Genomic DNA, 26,158 nt, shown 5'->3' on the forward strand with positions numbered 1-26,158 from the left:
GTGCTAGTTATCGGCCAACCATAGAACGAGGCCCGGAGGATCTCTCCTCTGGGCCTCATCCGTGGCTAAGAGCCGCTGTTTTTATACCCTGGTCTTGGACGAGAGGAAGTCCCAGACCACCTTTGGAGTATCTGGCTGCCAGAACCAGGTGTGGTCTTCTGGAACCTTGACCAGCAGTACGTCCTTTTGGCAACCGTTGAAGTTCAGGCGTTCGGAACCGCCAGCCTCTGGAGTCGCCTGGAAGGTCATATCGCATCGATTGCGTTTCAGGTAGCCGCCAAGCACGGTGCGCACCGGCAAGTAGCCAGCCTCGTGCCGGTCACCGCCTTCATAGGTCATCATCTTGTCATTGACGCCATGCATGATGAGGGTACTCATCGGCGCATCGGCACAGTTGACCTCGACCGGGTTATAAAAAGCACCCGAGACCATGGCTACAGCGGCGAAGGTATCTTGGGCGTGGCAGCCCAGCACTGAGGTAAAGCCGCCGCCATTGGACATACCCATGGCGTACACGCGGTTGCGGTCAACGTGGTAGTCCTTGTCCACAGAGTCAAGAATGCGTTTGATGAAGCGGATGTCCTCACCATCGCGCGTCTTGGCATAAGGTGCTGCCTCCCAAGCACGCTCAAAACCCTCCGGGTAGACGATGATTGCCTCGTTATTGGCTTCAGTGGTCTGCATGCGTGCGTAGCTGGAATAGTTTTCCGGGGAATCTCCCCATCCACCGAAGCCGAAAAGTACAGGCGCAGCCTTTTCCGGCGAATAGTTATTGGGAATGCGCAATAGATACCTGCGGGTCTTTCCCTCGTGCTCCATAGTGAGCGACTGTATGGAGCCCGGCTTAAATGGCGGGTTGGGGTTGATGCTGGCATCTACCATCGCTGGCCGCGGCGCCGGCTCCGGAAGCGATGATCCCTCTGGAGCAGGTGCCGGGTTGTCTTGGTCAGCACCTTTATCTGCTGGTGCCGGGGTGGATTCTTTCACGCCTTCTGGAACGAGGTGGGATCCATCTGGCTGCGGGATAACCGGCTTCGCGTTTTCGGGTGCCGGCCCCGGTACCGGTGCTGGTGCCGGTGCTGGCTGTGGTGCGTTCGCTGGGGCCGGCGCAGGTGCAGGTGCAGGCGCTTCTTGCGCGTGGGCAGGAGACACGCTCAGCAGCGCCCCGCAAGCCAGCACACCAACAACAATCAGGTAAAGGAAATAGCGAAGAAAATTAGTAACATTAGCCACAAGGTTAAAACTAACCACATTTTTCACTAAAGACACTGTTTACACGCCCAGTGCACACTCAATTCTGTAAGAAAAGCCCAAGGCATTAAGCTATATTTTCATGCACGAAGACAGACCAAGCACCGCCCCCGATTTTTTGCTCTCACGGGCAACGGGGTCTGTCCGTACCCAAGGTGCGCGCCACGCTTTTAATGACGCCGATGCGGCAATTTCCGCTCTCCGCAGCAAGGATGTAGAGATGGTCGTCGGTGCGATCCCCTTCGATTCGGACACCCCCGCGGCACTAACCGTACCGGAGGCCATCATCCGCGAAGAGGGCCCGCTGGAACCGCACGCCTATTATCGCAACCAGAGTTTAAGCTCCCGCGTAGTTGGCTTCGATCCAGAGCCTGAGGAACACCTTCGCCGCGTGGAGGCAGCCATCGGCACGATTGAAACCTCCAAACTAGAAAAGGTAGTTCTGGCCCGCGCGGTAGACATCGAATTCCCTGAAGCTATCGATCCGCGCCTCGTGGCGGCGCGCCTTATCGATCTCTCTGCCAACCGTGACGGGTTCATTGCTGATCTCTCCCCCGCTGGAAGGCCGGGCGCGATGCTTGTCGGCTCCTCCCCGGAGGTTCTAGTCAAGCGTCAAGGCTCGACTGTGTCAGCCTTTCCCTTGGCGGGTTCGTCTCCGCGCCGCGCCTCGGCGGCCGAGGATCACCTCGCAGGACAGGACCTCTTGCATTCTTCCAAGGATCTCCACGAGCACGCTTTTGTGGTCGACCACCTGCGCCGGGCGCTCACCCCATTGTGCGAGCGACTAGATATTCCGGACGTCCCACAACTGATAAGCACCAATGAAATGTGGCACCTTGGCACGCCGATTTCCGGAACGCTCAAGGATAAAGACTTGACCGCGCTCGAGCTTGCCCTAGCGGTCCATCCCACACCGGCTATCTGTGGCACCCCGGCCGAAGCCGCCCAAGCCCTTATTGAGACTGCGGAGACTGACCGTGGTTTCTATGCCGGCGCGGTCGGCTGGTGCGATAGTTCAGGTGACGGCGAATTTATGGTAGCCATTCGCTGCGCAGAGGTTGCCGGCGATGGACTCTCCGCACGCGCTTGGGCTGGTGGAGGCATCGTCGGCGATTCTGATGCCCAAGCGGAGTTGGAAGAAACCACCGCTAAGCTGCGCACCATTTTGAAGGCGCTAAGCCTCTAGCCCACGCGCTTGGCGACGAGCACGACGTCGGTGCGGTGGTGCGCACCTGCACCTTCAGCCAGGTGGCGCTCCTGGCGAGTTAGGGTAATAGTTTTTAATTCCTGCAGGTTGTGCGCCAACCATTCCGGCATCGCCAGTTCTGTGGACTCAATATCGTGGTGAACAAAAAGCAGTGTTCCCCCTGGAGCTACCAAGTGCTCAAGCTTTTCGACCTCTTCCGACGTTGCGCGTATCCCACCGTAGTGGACGCTTACCAAGTCAAAGGGCTCATGGCTAAAGCCACTAAACATAGCAACCTGTGCGGCAACGCCGAGGGCGCGAGTGCGGGCTACGGCCGTCGGGGCGAAGTCAATGCCCAACACATCCTAGCCGTGGTTTTAAGCCAGAGCGCGTCCGCGCCTTCTCCGCAGCCAATGTCCAGGGCAGAGCCAGGCGCAAGCTCCGCAGCATAATCGACAAGGGTGGAGTTCGGCTTTCCTGACCACACGCGATCAGTGCTGCGGTACCGCTCCTCCATTTCCGCGGGAGTGGGAACGTAGGGGCGATGCTCGCTCTGGTGGGAGTTATGCACGGTCGATGGAATTGCGCAGGGTTCCCAGCCCTGGAATCTCGATTTCGATGGTATCCCCCGGCACCATCGGAGCGGTGCCCGCCGGTGAACCAGTAGTAATGACATCGCCGGGAAGCAAGGTATAGGCGGCGGAAATCTCTTCTAAGATGCCGCCCATCTTCACAATCATCTGGTCCGTATTGGAATCCTGCTTTTGCTCACGAGAGCCCTCGTGTGTCAGGTAGGCATTAATCTTCTGGTCATCCAGATTCAAGCTGTCCAGATCCGTCTCAATCCATGGGCCGAGCGGGCAGAAAGTGTCGATCCCCTTGGCACGAGCCCATTGTCCGTCCTTGAACTGCAGGTCACGGGAGGAAACATCATTGCAAATGGTGTAGCCCAGTACGTGGTCTTGCCAGTTCTCGGCCTTGATATTCTTCGACGGTTTGGAAATGACTACGGCAAGCTCACCCTCAAACTCTACATTGGTGGCATAGTCTGGGATCTTGATCGCGGCATCCGGGCCGATGACCGCGGTGGACGGCTTGATAAAGATGGTGGGCGGCAAGCTATCGGCAGACTTCTTGAAGACTTCCGCAACATGGTCCGCATAGTTGCGGCCCAGCGCCACAACCTTGGTAGGCAGGGTCGGTGCCAAGAGGCGAACCTCGTTAAGCTTCCACTCGCGTCCGGTTGGCTCCGGCGGAGTGAAAGGCGTGCCAGCAATTTCTTTTGCTACTAGCTCTTGCATCGGGGCGTCTTTCGGCCCATCGATAATGGCGAAACAGATTCCTTCTGGGTGTGCAATTCGTCCTAAACGCATAGCGGTAATCCTACTCAATCGTTACCTTCACATGTGTGCAAAGGTTACGGTGTTAATTAGTTAATTTGAGTAAATTGCGGTGTTCTTACAAACGCCATTGCAAGCCCTTGGAAGAGGGGATGAAAGCAACCGTTCGGATCCGGGGGCGTCGGCAAGCGCATCGTGCAGGGCAGGTTTGCTCCTATGTAGCTAGGGCGCGCGAAATTCGGTCGCCGACGTCAGTGGTCTTCACCGACCCATCGCCGCGTTGGGCAACGTCTTGCGCTACCGCATCCTCTATCCGTTGCGCATTGGCTTCATCGCCTACGTGCCGAAGGAGCATGGCCGCCGATAAAATAGCCGCTGTCGGATCCGCGATCCCCTTCCCAGCGATATCCGGTGCAGAACCATGGACCGGCTCGAACATCGAGGGATTCACTCCTGAAGCATCAATATTTCCGGAGGCAGCAAGGCCAATTCCACCCACTACGGCACCGGCAAGATCGGTAAGAATGTCTCCAAAAAGGTTATCGGTGACTATTACGTCATATCGCGCCGGATCCGTAACCATATAAATGGTCGCAGCATCGATATGTTGGTAGTCCACCTGAACCTCTGGAAACTCAGCGGCGACGTCATCGACAGTGCGCTGCCACAGCCCACCCGCATTGACCAATACATTGGTTTTGTGCACCAAGGTCAGGTGCTTGCGGCGCTGCTCAGCCCGCGCAAAGGCATCGCGCACTACGCGCTCCACGCCAAAGCGGGTGTTTTGTGATACCTCACTAGCCACCTCACGCTCAGTGCCCTCGCGCAAGGTACCACCGTTTCCGCAGTACAGCCCCTCGGTGCCCTCGCGCACCACCACAAAATCAATGTCTCCAGGATCGGCCAACGGCGAAGAAGCAGTGGGATACAGCTTGGAAGGACGGAGGTTTACGTAATGATCCAGCGCAAATCGCATCTTGAGCAATAGCCCTCGCTCCAATACGCCTGGAGGCACTTTACCCGGGGCACCAATAGCCCCCAATAAGATGGCATCGTGTTCGCAGAGACTAGCTAAATCCGCATCCGTGAGAAGCTCCCCGTTGCGTAGGTAGCGCCGGGCACCAAGGTCATACTCGGTGGTGTCAATATCGGAGCGAACGGCATGCAGCACCTTGAGAGCCTCAGCCGTTACCTCGGGCCCAATACCATCCCCACCAATTACCGCAAGTTTCATTATGTAGGATTCCCTTCTCATAGAGTGGATTTAACCAACTCTATCAAAAAGGACCCGCGCAGCGCAGGAAGTTACCTGACACTACGCGGGATATGCTCCACGGATTCTGCACCAGCAGCTTTATGCGTCCATATCTAACTGTTCGCACTCTGCACCCAATGCCGCATTAATCTCAGCAATGAGAGACTCCGGCACCTCGGTATCCACGCGCAAAATAAGGACAGCGTCAGACTCTTGCTTAGCGTGAGTAAGCGCCGCCGCCACGATATTAATTCCAGCAGCACCTAGCTTGGTGCCCACCGTTCCCAACGCGCCCGGAGCATCCGCATAACGGAAGAAGAGATTGCGGCCAGTAGCGCGCATATCGACGCCGCGGCCGTTGATGCGGATAAACTTTTCGGTTCCATCGATGCCGATAAGCGCACCGGTCAGCGAGGAAGTTTCTCCATCAGCACCGATAACTTTCACCTGCAAGGAGGAGCGGTGCCCCTTGGATTCCGCGTTGGTAGATACCTCCACCTCTACCCCACGGCTCTGCGCAATCTGCATGGCATTGACAAATGTCACCGGTTCCGAAGTCACGCCGCTAAACAGACCCCGGACAGCAGAAAGACCTAAAACTTCTACATCCTCGGTAGACAGCTCACCGCAAGCTTCTACTTCAACGGCAACGGGTGCCTGCCCCAGCAGACGTCCAGCTGTAAGTCCTAGCTTGCGTGCGAGATCCAGCCAGCCAGCAACTTCTTCTCCTACAGCCCCACCGGAGACGTTTACCGCATCTGGGACAAACTCACCGGCGAGAGCTTTGAGCACCGAAGCCGCCACATCGGTTCCTGCTCGGTCCTGGGCCTCTACAGTGGAGGCTCCCAAGTGTGGGGAAACGGTGACCTGCGGCAGCTTAAAGAGCGGAGAATCAGTGCATGGTTCCGTAGCAAAAACATCGAATCCCGCACCTCGGTGATGCCCCTGTTCGATAGACTCGGCCAAGGCCTCCTCATCCACCAATCCGCCGCGAGCCGCATTAATGAGAATCTGCCCCTTCTTCGCCTTAACCAAAAGCTCCTTATCAAACATTCCGGCAGTCTCTGGGGTCTTCGGAAGGTGAATGGTCACAAAATCGGAACGAGACATGAGCTCTTCCAATTCGACCAGTTCCACGCCCAGTGCCGCCGCACGAGCCGGGTTGGCATAGGGGTCGTGGGCAATGATGGTCGTTTCAAAAGACTTCAGACGCTGTGCGAAGAGCTGACCAATGTGTCCAAAACCAACAATACCGATGGTCTTTCCATATACCTCCACGCCCTTGAAAGAAGAACGCTTCCATTCCCCCTCGCGCAGCGACTGGTCGGCTGCTGGTACCTGACGCGCCGTCGCCAAGAGCAATGCAATGGCCTGTTCGCACGCCGAGTGAATATTAGACGTAGGTGCATTTACCACCATGACGCCCTTTTCCGTAGCCGCCGGAATATCAACGTTATCTAGGCCTACTCCTGCGCGGCCCACAATTTTTAGCTTTGGAGCTGCTTCTAAAACCTCTGCATCAACAGTAGTTGCAGAACGCACCAGCAAAGCCTCTGCATCCGGAACTGCGGCGAGCAACTCCGCACGGTTTGGACCGTCCACCCAACGAACCTCAACTGAATCCCCCAAGGCCGTAACTGTGGATTGAGCTAATTTATCGGCAATAAGGACTACCGGCTTCGACATATCTTCCTTCGCTTAAGTGTGATGCGGTGCACGCGGAATTCCCGCGTGTCAAGGAAGTGTAGTTCAGGAAGGAGTGCCTTGCTTGATTTTTGCCTTAAATTCTTTCACTCGACCGAATTCCGGTCCAAGGGCTACTAAGGAACCGTCTGTAAGGCCAGCAACAGCGGCCATGCTGTGCTTATCCTCCAATGGATCAACAGTCGGCACCACCAACACCTTGCCGCCATAGGCTGCAGCCGTAATGACGTTCGCGATGGGACTGTCTTTTGTCGCGATGATATTCGGCGCCATCTGGGCATCCCTGCGGGACTGTGCTGGGACAGGTTTCTTCTTTTTCCCATCAGCCTCAGGTTCGCCTTCATACGGCACCCATGCGGGCCGCAGCTCCACTTGGGGAGTCTTGTCCAATCGCGCAATATCTTTGACCATTTGCTCAGGGGAAGCTACCACCTTGGAGCCGTATTGGAAGGCCGTAAACTCTCCCAGCGCTTTGTGCGTACCTGGATCCTTAATCACCTCGAAGTCCCCAGATGTTTGTGTCCACGGCACATCGCCGACAATCACCAAGCGTCGTACTCCCAGGTCCGTGAGTAGCTTATGGATTTCCAAACGCCTAGCGTCGTCATACTGCACCGCAGGCAAATGCTGGTTTACCGCCAACGTTGCTGCACGCAGAATAGATTTATCATCCGCGGTAAAGAGGACGAGCGAATCGGAATCTTCAAAAAATAGGCGGCTAGCCTCGATGCCTATGGGGTCATTGACAATGACGAATCTGCCGTCAAATTTCGGGTCAATCAGCCGGTTTTGGTTCTCCGCTTTGGCCTTATTGAGGTCAATTTCAGACTCATCCAAATCAGACAATCCCCGCCTGACCAGTTTGGTTTCAGTAACTGGCGTGCCACAGGCAGCTAATGCAAGCGATGCGACAAGCACTGTGGCAGTCAGGCGCACAGAATTAGCGATCAAAAGCTTGCGGGCCTTCCTCTCCACCAAACAGGTTTGCTTCATCCACATCACGGATGACAGGTTTACCTAAAGCATATTCCACGATGTCAAGGAACCGTTGACGACGGTCTGCTAGGAATTCTCGCGGCTGTGACGCCCGCAGGTAATTCAAATTCATATCGTGGGACGCTAGTACCTCATCAAATTGCCTGTCTTCCATGATGGACTTGGACTGAACGCGCGGCAGGTAGCGATCGGGAGCGAAGCCATCGAGTACTACCTCAGTTCGCTTGCCCATTGGGGTGTAGTTCATCACGGACTCCGCCAAAACGGGGTCCACTCCGTGGCGCTTGCACCAATTCAGCGGGAACACCGGGAAAAAGCCCGGCTTGAGCTCTTCAAATGTGCGCCTATTAAACGCCTTTCCTGTGCGCCAATCCTTTGCGCCGCGCGCCATAAGGAGGGCATAGAGACCATGCCATACACCGTCATTATCATCCACAGAGAGCAAACGGGATTCCCGGAAGGTGGCATCGGTGACAGTCTTCGGGGCCTCATCCGTTGCGCCCGCTACCCACTCGGTGACCTCATCCACGTCGCGAGCGGCGCGCAGCTGCACTGCAGACGAGCCATAAAGCTCGCCGAAGACGCCGCACCAGAACCATTGGTTCATGCGGTCCCACGATTGCTGGGTAGACAGCGCTCCCCCGCGTTTAGCCAGGCGGGCAATGATGACGGCTAGAGGAACAATCTGTTCATTAAACGGAACCTGATCCGTATTAAGGATGCATCGTTCCGCCAAAAACTCAGATACCTCACGGAAAGTAATGCGTAAATCATTGGCCGCCGCCTTATACTCCGTTAGGGACAGCTTTAAGATGTCCTCGCGCTGCCCACCAGCACGGCCCTTTTCTCCGGAGACTAAAAGCGATACTGCAGAAAGAAATTCTGTGCGCCCAATTCCGTCCAAAGCTGGGGACGTACGCAGATCCTTTTCCACTTCTTGCCAATCAGTGGCCAGGTGGAACGTGGGATCCTCGGAAGCAAATACTGCGGTGAGTAAATCGAATACGTCCATTTGCAGGCCTGCCGAATTTGCCTGCGCGAAAATTGACCCGATGCCGGCTCGCTCTGTTTCTCGGGAAAGCCGAATCATCGGCAGGTCATAGCCGGACAATGGTCTAACGATGCGATTATTAAACGCTGCTAGCTCCGCGCTGTATTCCTGTTTGGTCGATGCAAGCTCAAAGAGCATGCCAACGCCATCTTCACTCAATAGTGAAGCAACAGGAATGCACATATTCTCTAGGGCGTCTTCCCGTGAAAGAATGTCCCCCTCAATCGTCGGTGCGAAGTGCGATCGAATTTTTCCTTTGTGATCGACTGCAAAGATGGCGTCATCCGGCATAATCTCGCCCCGCACGGCAGCTCGAATATCAATGAAGAAACGGCGATGAATTTTCTTCTTGCGGAAGTCAGTTGTGTCTACAAAGCCCTCGCCGTTGAAGCAGTGATACAGCGTGGTCAAACGCTGCTGTCCATCTAAAAGGAGCAAGCCGGGGTCAACGCCGGTATCCGGCGCGCCGGCGAGGGCGCGGGGGCGAAAGCGCATCTTTTCGTTTCGAGTATCAAGTGCCATAAGCGCCCCGATGGGATAGCCGCGCAGCACAGAAACAATGAGTGAACGGATGCGATCTTCGTCCCATGCATAGCTGCGTTGGAAATCAGGTAGCTGGATGTCCCCGCGATTAATCCGTGCAAAGAGGTCTTTGAGATCATAACTTGGCGTCGTAAAGCCCATGCCCGACATCCTACCCCCAAGGATTAATTCTTTCCTGCCGATAATTCAGAAAAACCCACGGTGAACACCCCTAATTCACCGTGGGTTTGGCGCTATTCGCGTGGCCTTATGTGCTAGGCCGTAGCATCCAGTGGGTTCTTGACCCAGCTCATCAAATCGCGCAGCTTAGCGCCGGTCTTTTCAATCTCGTGCTGTGCAAATTCCTCGCGCAGGTCCTCCAATTCCTTGTTGCCGCCCTCAATATTGGCCAGCAGGCGCTTGGTGAAGGTGCCATCCTGAATATCAGACAAGATGTCTTTCATGCGCTGCTTGGTATCGGCATTGATAACGCGGGGACCGGAAATGTAGCCGCCAAACTCTGCGGTATCAGATACCGAGTAGTTCATATTGGCGACGCCGCCTTCAAACATCAGGTCCACAATCAGCTTCATCTCATGGAGAACCTCAAAGTAGGCCATTTCTGGCTCGTATCCAGCCTCAGTCAGAACCTCAAAGCCGGTACGAATCAGGTATTCCACACCGCCACACAAGACAGCCTGCTCCCCGAAGAGGTCAGTAACCGTCTCTGCTTCGAAGGTAGTCGGGATAACGCCGGCACGCGCACCACCGATGGCTGCGGCATAGGACAAGGTCAAATCATGGCCTTCACCCTTCGGATCCTGCTCAGTAGCAATGAGGCACGGAACTCCCTTGCCATCTACAAACTGTCGGCGAACCAAGTGACCAGGCCCCTTAGGAGCAACCATTCCGACGGTGACACTGGCCTGCGGCTCAATCAGCTTGAAGTGAATATTCAAACCGTGACCAAACAGCAGTGCATTGCCATCTTCCAGGTTAGGGGCGATTTCCTCTTCAAAGATCTGCTTCTGAGAGGTATCTGGCGCCAGCAGCATAATGACGTCTGCCCACTTAGCAGCCTCTGCCACGGTCTTAACCTCAAAACCTGCTTCCTCAGCCTTATCCGCCGACTTGGAACCCTCGCGCAGGCCGATAACAACCTCAACGCCGGAGTCACGCAGGTTTTGCGAGTGTGCATGACCTTGGGAACCGTAGCCGATGACGGCTACCTTGCGGTTTTGAATGATGGACAGATCCGCATCATCGTCATAAAAGGTCTCAATTGCCATGTCCTAATCCTCAATTCTGTAGTGATTGAAAGTTCAATGAATCAACGTCCCACCCACTATTGTATCAGTGTATGGGATTTAATGCCCACCTAGTGAGACATTAATTTCGGGGCGGAGCCAATGCTTTGGGCCCACGCCCTAAGGCCACGTCGCCCGACTGCACCAGCTCGAGTACACCAAAAGGTTCTAATACATCCAGTAGCGCCGCCAGCTTTCCCGGGGTACCAGTCGCTTCTACTACCACGGATTCTTGCGCCACATCTACCACGCGAGCGCGGAAGATATTGACGGCATCGACAACCTGGGGCCGGTTGGTATTATTTGCAGCCACCTTGACCATCATCAGAGCTCGCGCCACGGTTGCGTCAGCCTCAAGCTCAACTATCTTGATGACCGGAACAATTTTATTGAGCTGCTTAGTTACCTGCTCCATGATTGTCTCGGATGCATCAACCACGATAGTCAGCCGGTTGATACCCGGATTTTCCGTTTGGGCGGAAACCAGGGAAATGATGCTATAACCGCGCCGCGAAAACATTCCGGTCACCCGCGACAGGATTCCCTCTACGTCTTCCACCAGGACCGACAAGGTATGCCGGGAAACGTCAGTGGGTGCCATGCCTATACCTCCTGGATGGTCTCGTCGATATCGGCAGGACTTTCTGCTGCCGATTCAGTTTCATCGAATAGCGGGCGCAAACCGCGGGCGTATTGAATCTCTTCGTTAGACGCCCCACCGCCAATCATCGGCCACACCTGGGCATCTTCTCCAACGATGAAGTCAATAACCACAGGGCGGTCATTGATTGCACGGGCCCGTTCAATCGCTGGCACCACTTCTTCCTCGCAGGTGACCCGGATGGCTTCACACCCCAGCGCTTCTGCCAAGCGGACAAAGTCCGGGGTATAGACATCGCGCTCTCGCAGCTTTGTATGGGAGTAGTTCTCATTAAAGAACAAGTTTTGCCACTGGCGGACCATACCTAGGTTGCCGTTATTAATAACGGCAACCTTGAATGGAAAGCCCTCCAAAGCTGCGGTGGTTAGCTCCTGATTGGTCATCTGGAAGCAGCCATCACCGTCAATCGCCCATACCTCTTTATCTGGGCATGCTGCTTTAGCGCCAAGGGCTGCCGGTACCGCGTAGCCCATGGTTCCAGCCCCGCCGGAGTTAATCCAGGAACGCGGCTGTTCAAAGTCAATAAACTGTGCCGACCACATCTGGTGCTGCCCCACTCCGGCACAATAAATTGCCTCGGGGCCTACGGTTTCACTGAGCTTCTCCAAGACAAATTGAGGATTTAGCTGCCCATCCGGAGTGGGATCATAACCACGGGGAAACCGCTCTTTGAGTCCGTCAAGGTAGTCCCGCCATGGACCTGTCTGCGGCAGATCCAGAGAGGAGTTTTTACGGTATTCCTTTAAAAGTCCCGCTAGTACTTTTTGCGCATCACCCACGATAGGCACGTCCACCTCACGGATTTTGCCGATTTCAGCAGGATCGATATCCGCATGAATCACCTGGGCCTCAGGGGCAAAGGTTGAGGTATCCCCAGTTACTCGATCATCGAAGCGCGCGCCGATGGCAATGAGCAGATCCGCACGTTGCATCGCCGCGACCGCCGGAACGGTGCCATGCATGCCCGGCATGCCCATATGCAGCGGATGAGACTCCGGGAAAGATCCCAAGGCCATGAGTGTGGTCACAACTGGAATTCCGGTAAATTCCGCAAACGCACGCAGCTCCTGTGCTGCCTCCGCCTTGATGACACCGCCTCCGGCATAAATAACCGGCTTTTCTGCTTGCGCGATGAGTTCAACCGCTTGCGCGATTTGACGGTGGTGTGGCTTGGTCGTTGGCTTATATCCAGGCAAATCGAATTCGGTTGGGAAAGAGTAGTCCAAGTGGCCATTTTGAACGTCTTTCGGAATATCCACTAGGACCGGTCCTGGGCGCCCTGTAGAAGCCAAATGGAATGCTGCAGCAATAGCAGCGGGAATCTGCCTAGGATCCGTCACGATGTAGTTATGCTTGGTAATCGGCATTGTCACACCACGGATATCGGCCTCCTGGAAGGCATCGGTTCCCAAAAGATTGCTTCCCACTTGGCCAGTGATAGCGACGATGGGGACGGAGTCCAGGTTGGCGTCGGCAAGCGCTGTCACCAAGTTAGTCGCACCCGGCCCCGAGGTGGCAATACACACCCCCACCTTGCCAGAAGCCTGCGCATAGCCTTCCGCAGCATGTCCAGCTCCCTGTTCATGACGGGTGAGCACATGCCGCAGCTTGGTCGAGGTATGCAAAGCATCGTAGAGCGGAAGCACGGCACCGCCTGGAATGCCGAAGACAAGATCGGTTCCCAAATCTTCAAGAGTGCGGACAATGGCGTGGGCACCACTCATCCGCTCCGGAGCGTGGGCGCGTGAGGCTGCAGCCACCGAAGCGGGCGTGGGCGAAGTTGTCGTAACCACGGTTAATGTGCTCCTTGGATTGCTCTAATACTGGTCGTGATCATCATCGTTAACGCCTTTAGATATGAACAAAGCCCCCGCGGGCTGGTGTGTCTGCGGGGGCGAAAAGCGTCGACGTCATGAGCGCCGCGGTCACCGCCGCATTGGTACTACCTGAAGTCGAATAATGATCATGAGCATGACTATACACCGATAGGTATTACGGTTATGACAGTTACCCCCATTTGGGATCGGTTTCCCACATGGTGAGACATTCCTGAAAATAGGTTAGCCCTCACCCACCCCTGTGAATTAGGCTTGCACACTATGACTCCACCACCTAAGGACAATAAACCTCATCAGTCCACCACCCAGGCAGAGGTTTTCAAGCCATCCCGTGACCACATCTTGGGCATCCTTATCCTGTCCACCATTGCGCTATTGAGCATTGGGTGGGCCCCCAAATACCTCGCATGGCTGTTTATCATCCCCGCCCTTGGGCTGTGGTGGGTCATAAAATCCCGCACCAAGGTCTCCGAATCAGGGATCGACATTTCCTATGCTTTCCGGAAAAAGGTCCAGATCCCTTGGGGCGATTTTGCCGGTATCGGGTTCCAACGCTCCCGCGCCTTTGCTCGTACGAGAAGCGGCGCAGAGCACAACCTGCCCGGTATCACCTTTAACTCGCTCCCACGCCTTTCAGAGGCCTCCCGCGGCCGCATCCCGGACGCCCTTACCCAGGGCCGTGAAGCGGCAGATGAAAAGGTGGTTATCGTCCACCGCGACGGCCAGCAAGTCCTGCTCAGCAAAGAAGAGTATGCGGACTACCTTGAGCGCCACCCCGAGCTCAAGCCCTCGGCCGAAAACTAAATACGCCACCGACGCTCTCCCCCACATCCCTTGAAGGAATGGTGACTTTAAACCATGTTCCCGCTGCGCTCAAAAGTAACTACCGTCGGCCGCCAGGCCTCTGGCGCCCGGGCCCTGTGGCGCGCAACCGGCACCAAGGAAAATGACTTTGGTAAACCGATCGTGGCCATCGCCAACTCCTATACCCAATTCGTCCCCGGCCACGTGCACCTCAAAAACGTCGGCGATATTGTCGCCGATGCCGTACGTGAGGCCGGCGGAGTGCCCAAGGAATTCAACACCATCGCAGTCGATGATGGCATTGCCATGGGCCATAGCGGCATGCTGTACTCGCTTCCCTCCCGCGAAATCATCTCCGATTCCATCGAGTACATGGCCAATGCCCACACTGCCGACGCCCTGGTATGCATCTCCAACTGCGATAAAATCACCCCCGGCATGCTCAATGCCGCCCTGCGCTTGAATATCCCCACCATCTTTGTCTCTGGTGGGCCAATGGAGGCAGGAAAGGCGGTCGTTGTAGATGGCGTAGCCCACGCCCCAACCGACCTCATTACGGCCATTACGGCCTCCGCCAATGATGAGGTCTCGGATGAAGGACTAACCCAGGTCGAAGCATCTGCCTGCCCCACCTGTGGTTCCTGCTCCGGCATGTTTACCGCCAACTCTATGAACTGCCTGACCGAGGCCCTCGGCCTTGCACTGCCCGGCAACGGTACCACCTTGGCCACCCACACGGCCCGCCGCGGCCTATTCAAAAAGGCCGGCACCACCATCGTCGATATGTGCCGTCGCTATTACGGCGAAGAAGACGAATCCGTACTGCCGCGCAATATCGCTACCAAGGAAGCTTTCACTAACGCCATGGCCCTAGACATGGCCATGGGTGGCTCCACCAATACCATCCTGCACACCTTGGCGGCCGCGCAGGAAGGCGAGGTGGACTTCACGCTGGATGACATCAACGACATCTCCTACCGCGTACCCTGCCTGTCCAAGGTAGCGCCCAACGGGACCTACCACATTGAAGATGTTCACCGCGCTGGCGGCATTCCCGCAATCTTGGGCGAGCTTCGCCGCGCCGGGCACCTCAACCTCAAGGTACATACAGCGCTATATGACAACGCCGAACAGTGGCTCGATGACTGGGATATCCGCAACCCTCACGCCACCGAGGAGGCCCGCGAACTCTACTACGCCGCCCCCGGCGGCGTGCGCACCACGGAGCCCTTCTCCCAATCCAACCGCTGGGACGAGCTCGATACCGACGCCGCCAATGGCTGCATCCACGACGCCGAGCATGCCTTTTCTTCCGACGGTGGCCTCGTTGTCCTGCGCGGCAACCTCGCTCCCGACGGGGCCATCGTCAAGGCAGCGGGCGTCGAAGAGGAGCTGTGGACCTTCTCCGGCCCTGCACGAGTCGTAGAGTCCCAGGAGGAAGCGGTATCTATCATCCTCAATAAAGAGGTTCAGCCGGGCGATGTCGTGGTCATCCGCTATGAAGGCCCGGCCGGTGGCCCTGGCATGCAAGAGATGCTCCACCCGACTTCCTTCCTCAAGGGTGCCGGTTTGGGCAAGGCATGCGCCCTGATTACCGATGGCCGTTTCTCCGGCGGTACTTCCGGCCTATCCATCGGACACATCTCCCCCGAGGCTGCTCACCAAGGACTTATCGGGCTGATCGAAAACGGCGACACCATCTCTATTGATATCCACGAGCGCGAACTCACCCTAGACGTGGATGAGGAAGTACTGGAGCGCCGCCGCGCCGCCCAAGAACAGCGCGAATCCCCTTGGACCCCCGTAAGCCGCAACCGCCCGATCACTAAGGCACTGCGTGCATATGCGGCAATGGCAACCTCAGCTGACCGCGGCGCGGTTCGCGTGGTTGACGGTTATGTGAATTAGCGGGAGATAGCTGCTAAATTGCTGTGCCTCGGTGGGGTGCGCGCCTTTTGCCTGCAAATCGCATAAGATATCCTGCGATGAAATTCGCGCGTACCCCGTTATTCCGCTATGCCCTGACCTTACTAGGGCTCATTCTTGGCGCTCGGAAGATCGTCCAAGACATCCACATTACGGACTTCCCCATCGATATGGTGGTCTACCGCGAAGGCGTTAAGGCTTTCCTTGAACACCGCTCTGTCTACAGCGAACCCATGCTGGCTGGCGATATTCAATTGCCCTTTATTTATCCGCCCTTTGGCGCGCTGGTCATGGTCCCACTGACGGCCTTCGATGGCATTGACCACGACATGGCAGGCGACATCGTGGTCGTCCTCTCTGACCTTCTCGTGCCCCTCTGCCTCTACCTTGCATTCAAGGCAGTGCTGAAAAAGCCAGAGTTCCTCCTGCCCATCACCGCCATTACTTGGGCAATTGTATTGCGCTTTGAGCCGGTTGACCTCAATAACGGCTTTGCCCAAATCAATATCGTGGTCATGACGCTCGTTGTCCTCGACCTCGTTCCGCGCCGGCGCTTCCTACCGCAAGGAATCCTGATTGGCTTAGCGGCCGCGATCAAAATAACCCCTCTGGCCATGCTGCTTTACTTCCTCGTGCGCAAGGAGTGGAAGCAGATTGCCACAGCGCTCCTTTCCGCTGTTGCGGCCACCCTCCTTGCCGCAGCCTTCCGCTGGGACGCGTTCGTGGAGTTCTTCAGTTCCAAATTGCTCGATATGGGCTCTGGCGGCGACTTCGGCGTGGGGACTGATTACCAGTCCAATAGCTCTATCAAGGGCGCCATTCAGCGCATGTATTCTTCTTCCGAGGCCATGGACGCTAATGGTCTGGCCATCAACATCGCGTGGATCGCCGCCTCCCTCGTGGTCATTGCATTCGCGGCGTGGCTTATTAAGCGCCTGTGCGAGGAGCATTTGCTTGTCGACGCCCAATTGGTCACCGCCCTTACCCTCCTGCTCATCTCCCCCGTTTCCTGGTCACACCACTGGGTCTGGCTCACGCTCATCATCCCAGTCTTTCTTTACCGCGCCTGGAGCTGGCTTTCTACGGGATGGGCCGCAGGCAGCCTCCTGACCGTTCTCGTTGCCTGGGCAGGCATGCTTCTGACTGTTCCACCCAAATGGTGGTGGGGCGACCAAGTCGATGTCCACGCCATGGAGCGCTACCAAAAGTTTTGGGTAGATGACTTCGTCTGGCTAACCATACTGTCCGTCGCGCTTTTCGCAGCCGCTTTCTATGCCTCCCAGCGCAATAACCGGAACGCGAATACCGCTACTCCTGTCCCGCTAGCGTCTTAAGCGCTGCAAGGTGCGAATCGAATGCGGCCTTACCTTTAGTTGTGAGCATTACCCATACCGTGTCCTTGCCACGTGAGGATCCATACTCACGAAAGCGACTGACATACCCCTCTTTTTCCAGTGCGCTTAGCTGCTTAGACAGCGTGGCATCGGATTGATTCACCTTGTCCCGGATCGCCGCAAAGCGCATCTCCTTATTAATGGCACCTTCCACTGCCCCGGCAGCATTAAGTACCGCACAAATCTTAAACCGGTTAAGCGGGTGAATTACTGGATCAAGCTCACTCATCACCGCTCGCCTGCTTGTCGTCTCTATGGCCACGCGTGGACATATCCATTGCTCCCGAATTGAGAGCCCAAAACACGCCCACGCCCCACAGCGTGAATACGGTGGCCGCAATCACCATGTGCCCTTCGAGAAAGGTCTGGAAAAACGTAGGGGCAAATATTAGAAAAAATCCGAAATAGTATTTCTTATCCGGCTGCGGCTGGTCAAAGGGATTTTGTCTATAGCCTGCACGTACGTCACGCTTTTTAGCGCCTACCCAAAGGCCTACACCCACGCAGGCAATTATGACTCCGAGAGATAACCATAGCGGCATACCTTCCCCAAATTGGCTCAGGCCAAACCACAGTCCTGCTAACGCCGCAGCAAACAATGCATTAAGCGCGGTCTTCCGCCCTGCGCTCTGGTCTTGCTCCATTTCTTCATTAAATGCCAGTGCCTCGTGCACGCTGTCTTCCATCGTCTCTATCCCTTTCACCCTCGAATTTCGTTGTTTTCCACTTTAGAAAGTATCATACTTTCCCTCCCGGAAAGCAAGGGGTAAAAGAAAATCCGCCGCGTGCGCGACGGATAATCTTTTGGCGATTAGCTCAGCGGATTAACTCCCGCACCGAAGAACCACAGTGCTACGAGAATCGCTACGCCGATAAGCACAAAGACCCAGGAGGTGCCCAGCGGGCGGCGTGCCCACGAGCGTTTGAAGTCTAGGGAGATAAAGCCCGGGCCAGTAAACTGCAGGCCCACAGCGATAACGAAGAGGACCAAAGAAAGCCAGACGGAATCTGGCCAGCTAAAGACGTCCAAACCGGCATCGGTCTGCGCTAGCTCGTGGACAGCGCTAAAGCCGGTCACTACCAAGCCCAGCATGGCAGCCAGAGGCGTAATGAGTCCCAGCAACAGGAATACACCAGCGATAAGCTGCATGGTCGGAACCGCAATCGACAGCGCGGCATCCCAAGCATAGTTGGCAAAATCACCCTCTAGACCGGACAAGCCCTGGCTATCGCCGAGCTCGAAGAAGGTTTTTGCACCGGCAATGATTAGGTAGGCGCTCAGTGCGATGCGAATGAATAGCAGACCAAAGTCGATAGTGCCGCGGCGCCCATAGCGGTGGTAGCCTTCTTTTTCTTCCTGTTCCGCCTGCAGGCGGGCCTCGCGCTCCTCTGCGGTTTCTGCGCTGGCGGCACCTTCTTCAGGGGCGTCGGCAGTAGCAAGTGCCGATTCTTCCTCGGCACTAACCGGCGTGGCCGACTCCGGTTGCGCAAACGCTACAGTTTCCTCGCTGGCGCCGCTTTGCTGACGCGCGGCTTCGTTCGCGCTGGAGTAGGACATTACCTCAGTTTCAGGGTGGTCTTGCCGCGCCTGGGAAGGCTTGATCTCCTGCGGCTCAGCGCGGCCGGCGCGCTCGAAGAGGCCAGGCTTCGAGTTCTTCTCGCTGGAAACGGAATCTTTGCTCGCGGGCTTGGCGTTGTAGGTAGGCACGCCCATGTCTTCATCTAACGGTGTGGCTTTATCCGGCTGTTTATCGCTCATAGCTCCAATTTAAGGCACGGGCCTGCGCTTTTGTGGTACCCGCCACGGCGCGCCGTTGCAGCAAACTGGCTAGAGTGCTTCCAAGCCGCTTGCGGCCTCAATCACCGAACGCGTGAGCTCACCCAAAACCTCCGATTCCAAACGCCAACGCTGCCAATAGAGGTCGATATCGAGCGGGGAGCCGTCGAGAAGCACCAGCTCTTTCGCCTCCAAAAGCGGCAGTGCCTGGGCTTGGGGCAGCAATCCCCACCCTAGGCCGACGCGAACCGCCTCGAGGTAGCCCTCGGAAGAGGGAATCTGCGACACCCGGGCACGCACCACGGCCGAATCAATGAAGCGCTCGCGCATGGCATCATCCAATACCTGATCGTTGGGACCATATCCCACCAAAGGCATGGTTTCCCAGGTTAGCCGACCGCTATGAAAGCTATCTGCAATATGCGGCGCCGCGACTGGAAAGTAGCGCATAGTGCCCAAAAAGCTAGACTCGCAACCCGAAACTGGTGTGGCCTCCCTCGTTACTGCGCCCAGCACATCGCCACGCCGCAACATGGCTAAGGTGCGTGCTTCATCCTCAATCCGGATGCGCAAGGCGACGTCGCCCCGCCGCGCGGTATCGCTTAGAACCCTCCTAAACCACGTCGCCAAAGAATCCGAATTTACTGCGACAGACAGCGGGACCCGGGCCAGGCGATGGCCTAGGCGGGCATCCGTTTCTGCCTGCACTAACGCCATGCGGCGCGCGGACTGAACAAGGATCTCGCCCGCTTCCGTGGCGGTTACCGGGGTGGCACGGCGAAGGAGTACTCGTCCGGTGCTCGACTCCAAGGCCTTGATACGCTGGCTCACCGCAGACGGCGATATACCGAGCACGGCCGCGGCAACATCGAAGCTGCCTTCGTCCACGATCGCAAGCAAGGTTTCTAGGTGCACCGGGTTCATGAAGCTATTCTAAACCAACTGAAGAAGCATTAACTGGACTAATCCAGCCTAAGAATTCACACTAGAAGGCATGTCCATCGTGCTTGCTGGTTTCTTTCTGGGATTATCGCTCATCGTGGCCGTCGGCCCGCAAAATGCCATGCTGCTTAAATTCGGCATCCGCCGCGACCATATTGGCCTCATCATTGCCGTCTGCGCGCTTTCCGACGTCATCCTGATTACCTCCGGCACAGCCGGCGTGGGCTACCTGGTAGAAAAGTTTCCCAACGCCCTGCAAGTCCTGAAATACGTTGGCGCGACTTACCTGGCCTATTTTACTTTTACCTGCTTCCGCGATGCGTTGAAGACCAAGGGTGAGGCCATTGAGGTCGAATCCACACAGCCTAAGGTCCCGCAGGAAGTAGCCACCTTCGATGGTTCCACCTCACGCAGCACGACGAAGACTAAAACTCGGGTGGAGATAAAGCGCTCCCCCTCCTGGGTTAAACCACTATTGACCGCCCTGGCCTTAACGTGGCTGAACCCAGGCGCCTACGTAGACGTGGTTGTCATGCTTGGCAGCATCGCCAACCAATACGGCGAATCAGGGCGCTGGCTTTTCGCCGTGGGTGCTATCTGCGCCAGCTTCACCTGGTTCCCCTTCATCGGCTTTGGCGCCGCACGTTTTTCCCATGTGTTGTCCCGACCCACGGTATGGCGCTGGATCAACTTCGGTATCGGCGTCATCATGATTGGCCTAACGCTCAAGTTGCTCCTGCTCTAGGGGCCGGGTTCAAAGGGCCGCCTAATTGCCGCGAACGCGCGACGCGGTCGCACCGGCCCACCGGTTGATTCCGGCGTCATGGGCGACGTCGTCAATCGCGCCCAGCTCCTCTGCACTGAAGTCGAGATTGTCCAGTGCCCCTAGGTTATGCTCGAGCTGCTCCACCGAAGAAGCGCCCAAAAGAGCCGAGGTTAGCGTGCGATCGCCTTGGTCGCGCAATACCCACGAAATAGCCATCTGAGCCAAAGACTGCCCACGCTTACGCGCAATATCGTTGAGGGCGCGAATCATGGACAGGTTCTCCTCGTTGAGCCAGCCCTTTTCCAAGGTCTTATCTTGTGCCGCGCGGGAATCGGCGGGAATGCCATCGATATAGCGATCGGTCAGCATTCCTTGTGCCAGTGGCCCGAAACCGATAACTCCCAATCCGCTACGCCCGGTGACGTCAAGCAACGACTCGCCATCTTCGCCCGGACGCTCAATCCAGCGGTTGAGAATGGAATAACTTGGCTGGTGAATCAGCAATGGGCAGCCTTCCTCTTCCATAAATTCCACGGCCTCCGCGGTAAGCTCTGGCCCGTAGGAGGAAATGCCCACGTAGAGGGCCTTGCCGGAAGCTACGATATCGCGCAGTGCATAAAGGGTTTCTTCCAGCGGGGTATCTGGATCCGGGCGGTGGTGATAGAAGATATCCACGTAATCCAAGCCCATGCACTCGAGAGACGCGTCCAAGGAACTCACCAGGTACTTGCGGGAGCCACCAAAGCCATAAGGGGAATCATTCATCACCCAGCCAGCCTTGGAAGAGATGATCATTTCATCACGGAAGGGACGAAAATCGCGGGCGAAGATGCGGCCGAAGTTAGCTTCGGCGGCGCCAGGTTCCGGACCATAGTTATTGGCCAAATCGAAATGAGTAATCCCCCGGTCATACGCCGCGCGCAAAATCTCGCGCTGCGTGGCCAGGGGACGATCGTCACCGAAGTTCTGCCATAGGCCAAGGGAAATGGCCGGCAACTTCAGACCAGAGTTACCTACTCGGCGGTACTCCATCGAATCATAACGGTCAGGTGCGGGTGCATAGAAACTCATGGCACCCATTGTCCGCTTAATTCTTCGGTTTGTCAGCCTGCGGACGCTCCTCATCTTCCTCAGGGTCGCCGGATGCACCGGTTTCTTCGACCCACTTTTCAATCTCCTCCGGGGTGCGGTCGGTTTCTACCGCATCGCGCTCGGTGTAGTAGGAGTAATCGTGGCGCTTTTCTTCGTACTTTTCCTTGTCAAAGTCCACATCATCATCACCGTCGAGTTTCTCGGTGACTTCCTCCACCAGCTCATCGTAGAGGGCCTCGTTATCCATATTGGAGTCCTCGATGTGCTGGCCAATTTCATCGTCGTAGCGCTCGGCGTCATATTCCTTGTCCGGGTGCAGCTTCAGGTGCATGAGGGCACGTACGCGCTCGCGACGCACTGCCTCGTCCTGGATCTGGGACTGGCTACGGAACCACGCAAAAACCAAGATGGCGACCATGAGGATTCCCATGTAGCCAATGATTGGGTAGATGTAGTTCATCAAGGTCTTAAAGCCGGCAAAGGAAACAGCGAAACCAGCCAAGCAGCCGATGACGAAGATGACCGGGTAGCGCTTCTCATGGCCGGCAGACAGGCGCTTACCCAGCGCGTAGAACATGCCGATGGCGGTATTGAAGATCATCAAGTAAATGATGACCGCCATGACAGCGCCCAATGTGGGATTGACGTCATCGACCAGAGACAACATCGGAATATCGGAGCCTTGTGCCTTATCCGAGTTCATCAGCAAAGAGAAACCGGCAAGACCCATCATGACGGAGTAGATAATGCCGCCCACGACGCCGCCCCAGCCGGCCTCGCGCGGGCTAATATTATCGCCGCCGATAACCAGGGACATAGATACGGCTAGCATCAGAGCAAGGCCGTTGTAGTTCAGTGCGGAAATCAGCCAGTTGCCAATCGGAGTATCGATCTGACTCGAAGCGTCTAGGGCCGCCCCAATGTCATCCGGCATATTGAGTCCGGTGTAGATGGCTACGCCAATGACCGCAATGATGATGGACGGTGTGACCGTACCGATAACCTTGGAAACCTTATCCACGTCGAGCATGCCGACGAGCAAGACCAAGACCAGCATGAGCGTGGAACCAATCCACGTCTTCCAGCCAAATTGCTGCTCCATGTTAGAGCCGGCACCGGCCAGCATCACAAAACCAATAGCAAAGAGGGTGATGATGACCGCCACATCCAGCAATTTGGAGACGATCGGGTGGGTGACATTGCGGAAAACAGTATTGTGTTCCGAGGCGTGGAAATAGCTTCCCAGCTGCAAGAACACTGTACCCGCGAGGGTCATGACGAGTGCGGCGATAATGATGCCAGGAATGCCCCAGGTGCCAAAGGCAGTGAAGTACTGCACCACCTCTTGTCCCGTGGCAAAGCCTGCACCGACCAGCAAGCCCACGAAGGACATTGCGATGGCGATAATGTTTTTAGAAGACACAGTTGCCTAACTTTTGTAGCGAATATCTCTCGCATACTGGTGCGCGCGGCCCCTTGTCCCCCGGCCCCCAGCACGTGGGCCACACATCACAAGCATGCGTTCCATAAGGAATGGTACGTAAGTGACCCACTAAACACCTACTGGGGCAGACCGATGTTGTGCTAAATCACATCAAACCGATTCAGCGAAATCAACCAAACGCCTTAGTCTTCGAAGGTTGCGGTATCAATCACAAAGCGGAATTTCACATCGCCGTCTACCACGCGCTCATAGGCGGCATCGACGTCGTTAACGCCGATCTTCTCAATGACGGCACCAATGCCGTGCTCGGCACAAAAGTCCAGCATCTCCTGGGTCTCGGCGATACCGCCGATATTATTGCCCGTAAGCACCTTACCGCCGCTGACGAGGCTGCCCATATGGATTCCCAGCTCCTCTGGTGGCAGCCCTACCACGGACATGATGCCGCGCGGCTTGAGCAGCTGCAGGTAGTCATCGAGGGAGTACTGTGCAGAAATGGTGGACAGGATGACATCGAATTCGCCGCGGTGGTTGGCAAAGAAGTCCTCGTCCTCACCGGTGGCCAGAATGTGCTTCGCACCAAGCTCGTAGGCCTCCTTCTCCTTGCGCAAGGAGCGGGAAATCACGGTCACTTCTGCTCCCTTGGCCGCCGCGATTTGGACACCCATGTGGCCCAATCCGCCTAGGCCCACTACAGCGACCTTGTCACCTTCCTTGACCTGCCAGCGTGCCAGCGGCGAATAGGTGGTAATTCCCGCGCACAGCAGCGGGGCCGCTTCGTCAAAATCGATGTCCTCTGGGATGGTGCATACGAATCCTTCGTTGACGACTACCTTCTGAGCGTAGCCACCTTGGGTAATGGTGCCGTCCACGTCCTCGGAGTTATAGGTTCCTACATTGCCGTTTAGGCAGTTCTGCTCCTGTCCATTGCGGCATTGCTCGCACTCGCCACAGGAATTTACTAAGCATCCCACGCCAACGCGGTCGCCCACCTTGAACTTAGTGACCTTATCGCCCACGGCTTCTACAACACCAGCGATTTCATGGCCCACCGTCAGTGGGAAGTGGGCTTCGCCCCACTCGTTTTGAATGGTGTGGATATCGGAGTGGCAAATGCCCGCAGCTTTGATATCAATAACTACGTCATCCTCGCGCGGATCGCGGCGCTCGATTTCTACGACCTTAAAGGGTGCGTCAGGGCTTTCCTTTTGCAAAACTTTGCTCTTGATTGACATGCCCACAACCCTACGCCCACCCCTACTGACCTCGCCTAACGAAAATAATCACCAATTTTGACAGGAAATGAGGGCACAAAAAAGCCAGCCACGCGTCCAGTTCGAGGAAGTGCGAGCGCGGCTGGCTTAACGTGGTGCTTAGTTCAGCTTCTCTGCGATGAGCTTATTGACCTGACCAGGATCGGCCTTACCCTGGGTGGCCTTCATGACCGCACCCACAATGGCACCGGTTACTTTCTTATTGCCGGCACGGTACTTCTCCACGATGTCCGGGTTAGCTGCCAGCGCATCATCCACGGCCTTTTCAATGGCTCCATCGTCACGCACGACCTCCAAGCCGCGCTTTTCGACGACCTCGTCGACGTCGCCTTCGCCCGCCAACACGCCATCTACCGCCTTACGCGCCAGCTTGGTAGTCAGCTTCCCTTCATTGACGAGCGCGATAACGCGCGCCACCTGCTGCGGGGTAATGGACAAACCTGCAAGGTCGGTTTCCTTCTCGTTGGCCTTGCCTGCTAGATAGGAAACCCACCAAGAGCGCGCCTCGTCCGGCTTCGCGCCGGCCTCAACGGTATCCACGATGAGGTCGAGTGCGCCGGCGTTGACCAAGTCGCGCATCTCTTCATCCTTGATGCCCCACTCTTCCTGAATGCGCGCACGGCGAACCCATGGCAGCTCCGGAAGGGTCTGGCGCAGTTCTTCTACCCACTCGCGTGGGGCGATGACCGGTGGAAGATCCGGGTCATTGAAGTAACGGTAATCCTCCGCGGTCTCCTTCGGACGCCCCTTGGAGGTAGTGCCGTCGGTCTCTTGGTAGTGGCGGGTTTCCTGATCGATGGTGCCGCCATCTTCAAGTACCTGTGCCTGGCGCTGCATCTCGAAGCGAACCGCCTGTTCCACAGAACGCAGGGAGTTGATGTTCTTGGTCTCGGTACGGGTGCCGAATTCTTCCTGCCCCACTGGGCGCAGAGACAGGTTGGAGTCCACACGCATCGAGCCCTGATCCATACGGGCATCGGAAACGCCTAGGGCTGCCACAAGCTCACGCAGAGCGGAAACATAGGCCTTAGCCACCTCCGGTGCACGCTCGCCGGCGCCGACGATCGGCTTGGTGACAATCTCAATGAGAGGAATGCCCGCACGGTTGCAATCCACCAAGGAAGCCGTAGCACCGTGAATACGGCCGTCCACGCCGCCCAAGTGGGTCAGCTTGCCGGTGTCTTCCTCCATGTGCGCGCGCTCAATTTCCACCCGCCACTCGGTGCCGTCCTCCAGCACTACGTCCAGGTAGCCGTCGTAGGCAATCGGCTCGTCATACTGGGAAATCTGGTAGTTCTTTGGCTGGTCCGGGTAAAAATAATTCTTGCGGGCAAAGCGAGAGGACTCGGCAATGGAGCAATTAAGCGCCAAGCCAATCTTGATGGCGCCCTCCACGCCCTTGGAATTTACTACCGGCAGCGCACCGGGCAGACCCAGTGAGACCGGGTCAACGTTGGAGTTAGGCGCTGCGTTGAAGTTCGTAGGAGAGGTAGAAAACATCTTGGTTTCCGTATCCAGCTCTACGTGGACTTCCATGCCCATTACCGGCTCGAACTTTTCTAGGACCTCATCAAAGTCCATCAGGTCATACATCGCAGCAGTCATGCGTGCCATCTTAATACGTCCAT

Annotated in this window: 23 protein-coding genes; 5 read left to right on the forward strand and 18 right to left on the reverse strand. The window is 56.4% G+C overall.

Features of this window, described 5'->3' with window-relative positions; all coding sequences use genetic code 11:
• Positions 1-81: 81 nt before the first annotated feature.
• The gene (locus tag I6I12_RS07490) at positions 82-1,233 is read right to left on the reverse strand and encodes an alpha/beta hydrolase-fold protein (protein ID WP_234288099.1); all 1,152 of its coding nucleotides are present in this window, start codon (positions 1,231-1,233) and stop codon (positions 82-84) included.
• Between the two features lie 100 nt (positions 1,234-1,333).
• On the opposite strand from I6I12_RS07490, the gene I6I12_RS07495 reads away from it, so the two are divergent.
• On the forward strand, positions 1,334-2,437 hold the full coding sequence (locus I6I12_RS07495; protein WP_200287635.1) for an isochorismate synthase: 1,104 nt from the start codon (positions 1,334-1,336) through the stop codon (positions 2,435-2,437).
• Here I6I12_RS07495 and I6I12_RS07500 read toward each other — a convergent pair.
• The 9 genes from I6I12_RS07500 to I6I12_RS07540 form a co-directional block, all read right to left on the reverse strand.
• The gene (locus I6I12_RS07500; RefSeq protein ID WP_413462063.1) at positions 2,434-2,799 is read right to left on the reverse strand and encodes a class I SAM-dependent methyltransferase; all 366 of its coding nucleotides are present in this window, start codon (positions 2,797-2,799) and stop codon (positions 2,434-2,436) included. The two genes, I6I12_RS07495 and I6I12_RS07500, sit on opposite strands and share 4 nt — an antisense overlap.
• A gap of 201 nt (positions 2,800-3,000) precedes the next feature.
• Positions 3,001-3,810 carry a fumarylacetoacetate hydrolase family protein gene (locus I6I12_RS07505; RefSeq protein ID WP_049360951.1) on the reverse strand — a complete coding sequence of 270 codons (810 nt, stop codon included), beginning with the start codon at positions 3,808-3,810 and terminating at the stop codon, positions 3,001-3,003.
• A 181-nt stretch (positions 3,811-3,991) separates the two neighbouring features.
• Positions 3,992-5,011, reverse strand: coding sequence for a 3-isopropylmalate dehydrogenase (locus tag I6I12_RS07510; RefSeq protein WP_200287636.1), 1,020 nt, complete (start codon positions 5,009-5,011; stop codon positions 3,992-3,994).
• A 120-nt stretch (positions 5,012-5,131) separates the two neighbouring features.
• The gene (serA, locus tag I6I12_RS07515; RefSeq protein ID WP_023021699.1) at positions 5,132-6,718 is read right to left on the reverse strand and encodes a phosphoglycerate dehydrogenase; all 1,587 of its coding nucleotides are present in this window, start codon (positions 6,716-6,718) and stop codon (positions 5,132-5,134) included.
• A gap of 63 nt (positions 6,719-6,781) precedes the next feature.
• Complete coding sequence (locus tag I6I12_RS07520) at positions 6,782-7,582, reverse strand: hypothetical protein (RefSeq protein ID WP_232212590.1); 801 nt, start codon at positions 7,580-7,582, stop codon at positions 6,782-6,784.
• A 94-nt stretch (positions 7,583-7,676) separates the two neighbouring features.
• The gene (locus I6I12_RS07525) at positions 7,677-9,467 is read right to left on the reverse strand and encodes a GmrSD restriction endonuclease domain-containing protein (protein ID WP_200287637.1); all 1,791 of its coding nucleotides are present in this window, start codon (positions 9,465-9,467) and stop codon (positions 7,677-7,679) included.
• Between the two features lie 113 nt (positions 9,468-9,580).
• On the reverse strand, positions 9,581-10,594 hold the full coding sequence (gene ilvC, locus I6I12_RS07530; protein ID WP_200287638.1) for a ketol-acid reductoisomerase: 1,014 nt from the start codon (positions 10,592-10,594) through the stop codon (positions 9,581-9,583).
• A gap of 100 nt (positions 10,595-10,694) precedes the next feature.
• Entirely contained in the window at positions 10,695-11,213 is a 519-nt protein-coding gene (gene ilvN / locus I6I12_RS07535; RefSeq protein WP_086589129.1) for an acetolactate synthase small subunit, read from the reverse strand.
• 2 nt (positions 11,214-11,215) lie between these two features.
• The gene (locus I6I12_RS07540; RefSeq protein ID WP_200287640.1) at positions 11,216-13,066 is read right to left on the reverse strand and encodes an acetolactate synthase large subunit; all 1,851 of its coding nucleotides are present in this window, start codon (positions 13,064-13,066) and stop codon (positions 11,216-11,218) included.
• 306 nt (positions 13,067-13,372) lie between these two features.
• Between I6I12_RS07540 and I6I12_RS07545 the strand changes: the two genes are divergently transcribed.
• The 3 genes from I6I12_RS07545 (at position 13,373) to I6I12_RS07555 (ending at position 17,175) form a co-directional block, all read left to right on the forward strand.
• Entirely contained in the window at positions 13,373-13,915 is a 543-nt protein-coding gene (locus I6I12_RS07545; protein ID WP_200287641.1) for a PH domain-containing protein, read from the forward strand.
• A gap of 54 nt (positions 13,916-13,969) precedes the next feature.
• Positions 13,970-15,823, forward strand: a complete 1,854-nt coding sequence (ilvD, locus tag I6I12_RS07550) for a dihydroxy-acid dehydratase (protein WP_200287643.1) — start codon at positions 13,970-13,972, stop codon at positions 15,821-15,823.
• Positions 15,824-15,900: 77 nt separating this feature from the next.
• Positions 15,901-17,175 carry a glycosyltransferase family 87 protein gene (locus tag I6I12_RS07555; RefSeq protein WP_200287645.1) on the forward strand — a complete coding sequence of 425 codons (1,275 nt, stop codon included), beginning with the start codon at positions 15,901-15,903 and terminating at the stop codon, positions 17,173-17,175.
• Here the strand turns inward: I6I12_RS07555 and I6I12_RS07560 are convergent.
• The 4 genes from I6I12_RS07560 to I6I12_RS07575 form a co-directional block, all read right to left on the reverse strand.
• Positions 17,150-17,464 carry a transcriptional regulator gene (locus I6I12_RS07560; RefSeq protein WP_200287647.1) on the reverse strand — a complete coding sequence of 105 codons (315 nt, stop codon included), beginning with the start codon at positions 17,462-17,464 and terminating at the stop codon, positions 17,150-17,152. The two genes, I6I12_RS07555 and I6I12_RS07560, sit on opposite strands and share 26 nt — an antisense overlap.
• Positions 17,457-17,921, reverse strand: coding sequence for a hypothetical protein (locus I6I12_RS07565; RefSeq protein ID WP_200287649.1), 465 nt, complete (start codon positions 17,919-17,921; stop codon positions 17,457-17,459). The genes I6I12_RS07560 and I6I12_RS07565 overlap by 8 nt, the downstream gene beginning before the upstream one ends.
• 125 nt (positions 17,922-18,046) lie before the next feature.
• Positions 18,047-18,994 carry a DoxX family membrane protein gene (locus tag I6I12_RS07570; RefSeq protein ID WP_200287651.1) on the reverse strand — a complete coding sequence of 316 codons (948 nt, stop codon included), beginning with the start codon at positions 18,992-18,994 and terminating at the stop codon, positions 18,047-18,049.
• Between the two features lie 69 nt (positions 18,995-19,063).
• Positions 19,064-19,936 carry a LysR family transcriptional regulator ArgP gene (locus tag I6I12_RS07575; protein WP_200287653.1) on the reverse strand — a complete coding sequence of 291 codons (873 nt, stop codon included), beginning with the start codon at positions 19,934-19,936 and terminating at the stop codon, positions 19,064-19,066.
• Positions 19,937-20,006: 70 nt separating this feature from the next.
• Between I6I12_RS07575 and I6I12_RS07580 the strand changes: the two genes are divergently transcribed.
• Positions 20,007-20,699 carry a LysE/ArgO family amino acid transporter gene (locus tag I6I12_RS07580; protein ID WP_200287655.1) on the forward strand — a complete coding sequence of 231 codons (693 nt, stop codon included), beginning with the start codon at positions 20,007-20,009 and terminating at the stop codon, positions 20,697-20,699.
• Positions 20,700-20,720: 21 nt separating this feature from the next.
• Here I6I12_RS07580 and I6I12_RS07585 read toward each other — a convergent pair whose 3' ends face one another.
• From I6I12_RS07585 to gatB, 4 genes are all read right to left on the reverse strand, one after another.
• The gene (locus I6I12_RS07585) at positions 20,721-21,791 is read right to left on the reverse strand and encodes an aldo/keto reductase (protein WP_432417956.1); all 1,071 of its coding nucleotides are present in this window, start codon (positions 21,789-21,791) and stop codon (positions 20,721-20,723) included.
• A 16-nt stretch (positions 21,792-21,807) separates the two neighbouring features.
• A complete protein-coding gene (locus tag I6I12_RS07590) occupies positions 21,808-23,235 on the reverse strand; it encodes a YkvI family membrane protein (protein ID WP_200287659.1) in 1,428 nt (475 codons plus the stop codon).
• Positions 23,236-23,438: 203 nt separating this feature from the next.
• Positions 23,439-24,491 (reverse strand): NAD(P)-dependent alcohol dehydrogenase, encoded by a 1,053-nt coding sequence (locus I6I12_RS07595; RefSeq protein ID WP_200287661.1) that lies wholly within the window; start codon positions 24,489-24,491, stop codon positions 23,439-23,441.
• A 138-nt stretch (positions 24,492-24,629) separates the two neighbouring features.
• Positions 24,630-26,135, reverse strand: coding sequence for an Asp-tRNA(Asn)/Glu-tRNA(Gln) amidotransferase subunit GatB (gene gatB / locus I6I12_RS07600; RefSeq protein ID WP_234288100.1), 1,506 nt, complete (start codon positions 26,133-26,135; stop codon positions 24,630-24,632).
• Positions 26,136-26,158 lie beyond the last annotated feature (23 nt).

This window comes from Corynebacterium kefirresidentii, assembly GCF_016599755.1.
Lineage (GTDB): Bacteria > Actinomycetota > Actinomycetes > Mycobacteriales > Mycobacteriaceae > Corynebacterium > Corynebacterium kefirresidentii.

Excerpts from the sequence above, each read along its gene's own strand:
- I6I12_RS07495 (WP_200287635.1), top strand. The coding sequence starts at position 1,334 with ATGCACGAAGACAGACCAAGCACCGCCCCCGATTTTTTGCTCTCACGG.
- I6I12_RS07505 (WP_049360951.1), bottom strand. The coding sequence starts at position 3,810 with ATGCGTTTAGGACGAATTGCACACCCAGAAGGAATCTGTTTCGCCATT.
- I6I12_RS07510 (WP_200287636.1), bottom strand. The coding sequence starts at position 5,011 with ATGAAACTTGCGGTAATTGGTGGGGATGGTATTGGGCCCGAGGTAACG.
- serA (WP_023021699.1), bottom strand. The coding sequence starts at position 6,718 with ATGTCGAAGCCGGTAGTCCTTATTGCCGATAAATTAGCTCAATCCACA.
- I6I12_RS07525 (WP_200287637.1), bottom strand. The coding sequence starts at position 9,467 with ATGGGCTTTACGACGCCAAGTTATGATCTCAAAGACCTCTTTGCACGG.
- ilvC (WP_200287638.1), bottom strand. The coding sequence starts at position 10,594 with ATGGCAATTGAGACCTTTTATGACGATGATGCGGATCTGTCCATCATT.
- ilvN (WP_086589129.1), bottom strand. The coding sequence starts at position 11,213 with ATGGCACCCACTGACGTTTCCCGGCATACCTTGTCGGTCCTGGTGGAA.
- I6I12_RS07545 (WP_200287641.1), top strand. The coding sequence starts at position 13,373 with ATGACTCCACCACCTAAGGACAATAAACCTCATCAGTCCACCACCCAG.
- ilvD (WP_200287643.1), top strand. The coding sequence starts at position 13,970 with ATGTTCCCGCTGCGCTCAAAAGTAACTACCGTCGGCCGCCAGGCCTCT.
- I6I12_RS07555 (WP_200287645.1), top strand. The coding sequence starts at position 15,901 with ATGAAATTCGCGCGTACCCCGTTATTCCGCTATGCCCTGACCTTACTA.
- I6I12_RS07560 (WP_200287647.1), bottom strand. The coding sequence starts at position 17,464 with ATGAGTGAGCTTGATCCAGTAATTCACCCGCTTAACCGGTTTAAGATT.
- I6I12_RS07565 (WP_200287649.1), bottom strand. The coding sequence starts at position 17,921 with ATGGAAGACAGCGTGCACGAGGCACTGGCATTTAATGAAGAAATGGAG.
- I6I12_RS07570 (WP_200287651.1), bottom strand. The coding sequence starts at position 18,994 with ATGAGCGATAAACAGCCGGATAAAGCCACACCGTTAGATGAAGACATG.
- I6I12_RS07575 (WP_200287653.1), bottom strand. The coding sequence starts at position 19,936 with ATGAACCCGGTGCACCTAGAAACCTTGCTTGCGATCGTGGACGAAGGC.
- I6I12_RS07580 (WP_200287655.1), top strand. The coding sequence starts at position 20,007 with ATGTCCATCGTGCTTGCTGGTTTCTTTCTGGGATTATCGCTCATCGTG.
- I6I12_RS07585 (WP_432417956.1), bottom strand. The coding sequence starts at position 21,791 with ATGAGTTTCTATGCACCCGCACCTGACCGTTATGATTCGATGGAGTAC.
- I6I12_RS07595 (WP_200287661.1), bottom strand. The coding sequence starts at position 24,491 with ATGTCAATCAAGAGCAAAGTTTTGCAAAAGGAAAGCCCTGACGCACCC.
- gatB (WP_234288100.1), bottom strand. The coding sequence starts at position 26,135 with ATGACTGCTGCGATGTATGACCTGATGGACTTTGATGAGGTCCTAGAA.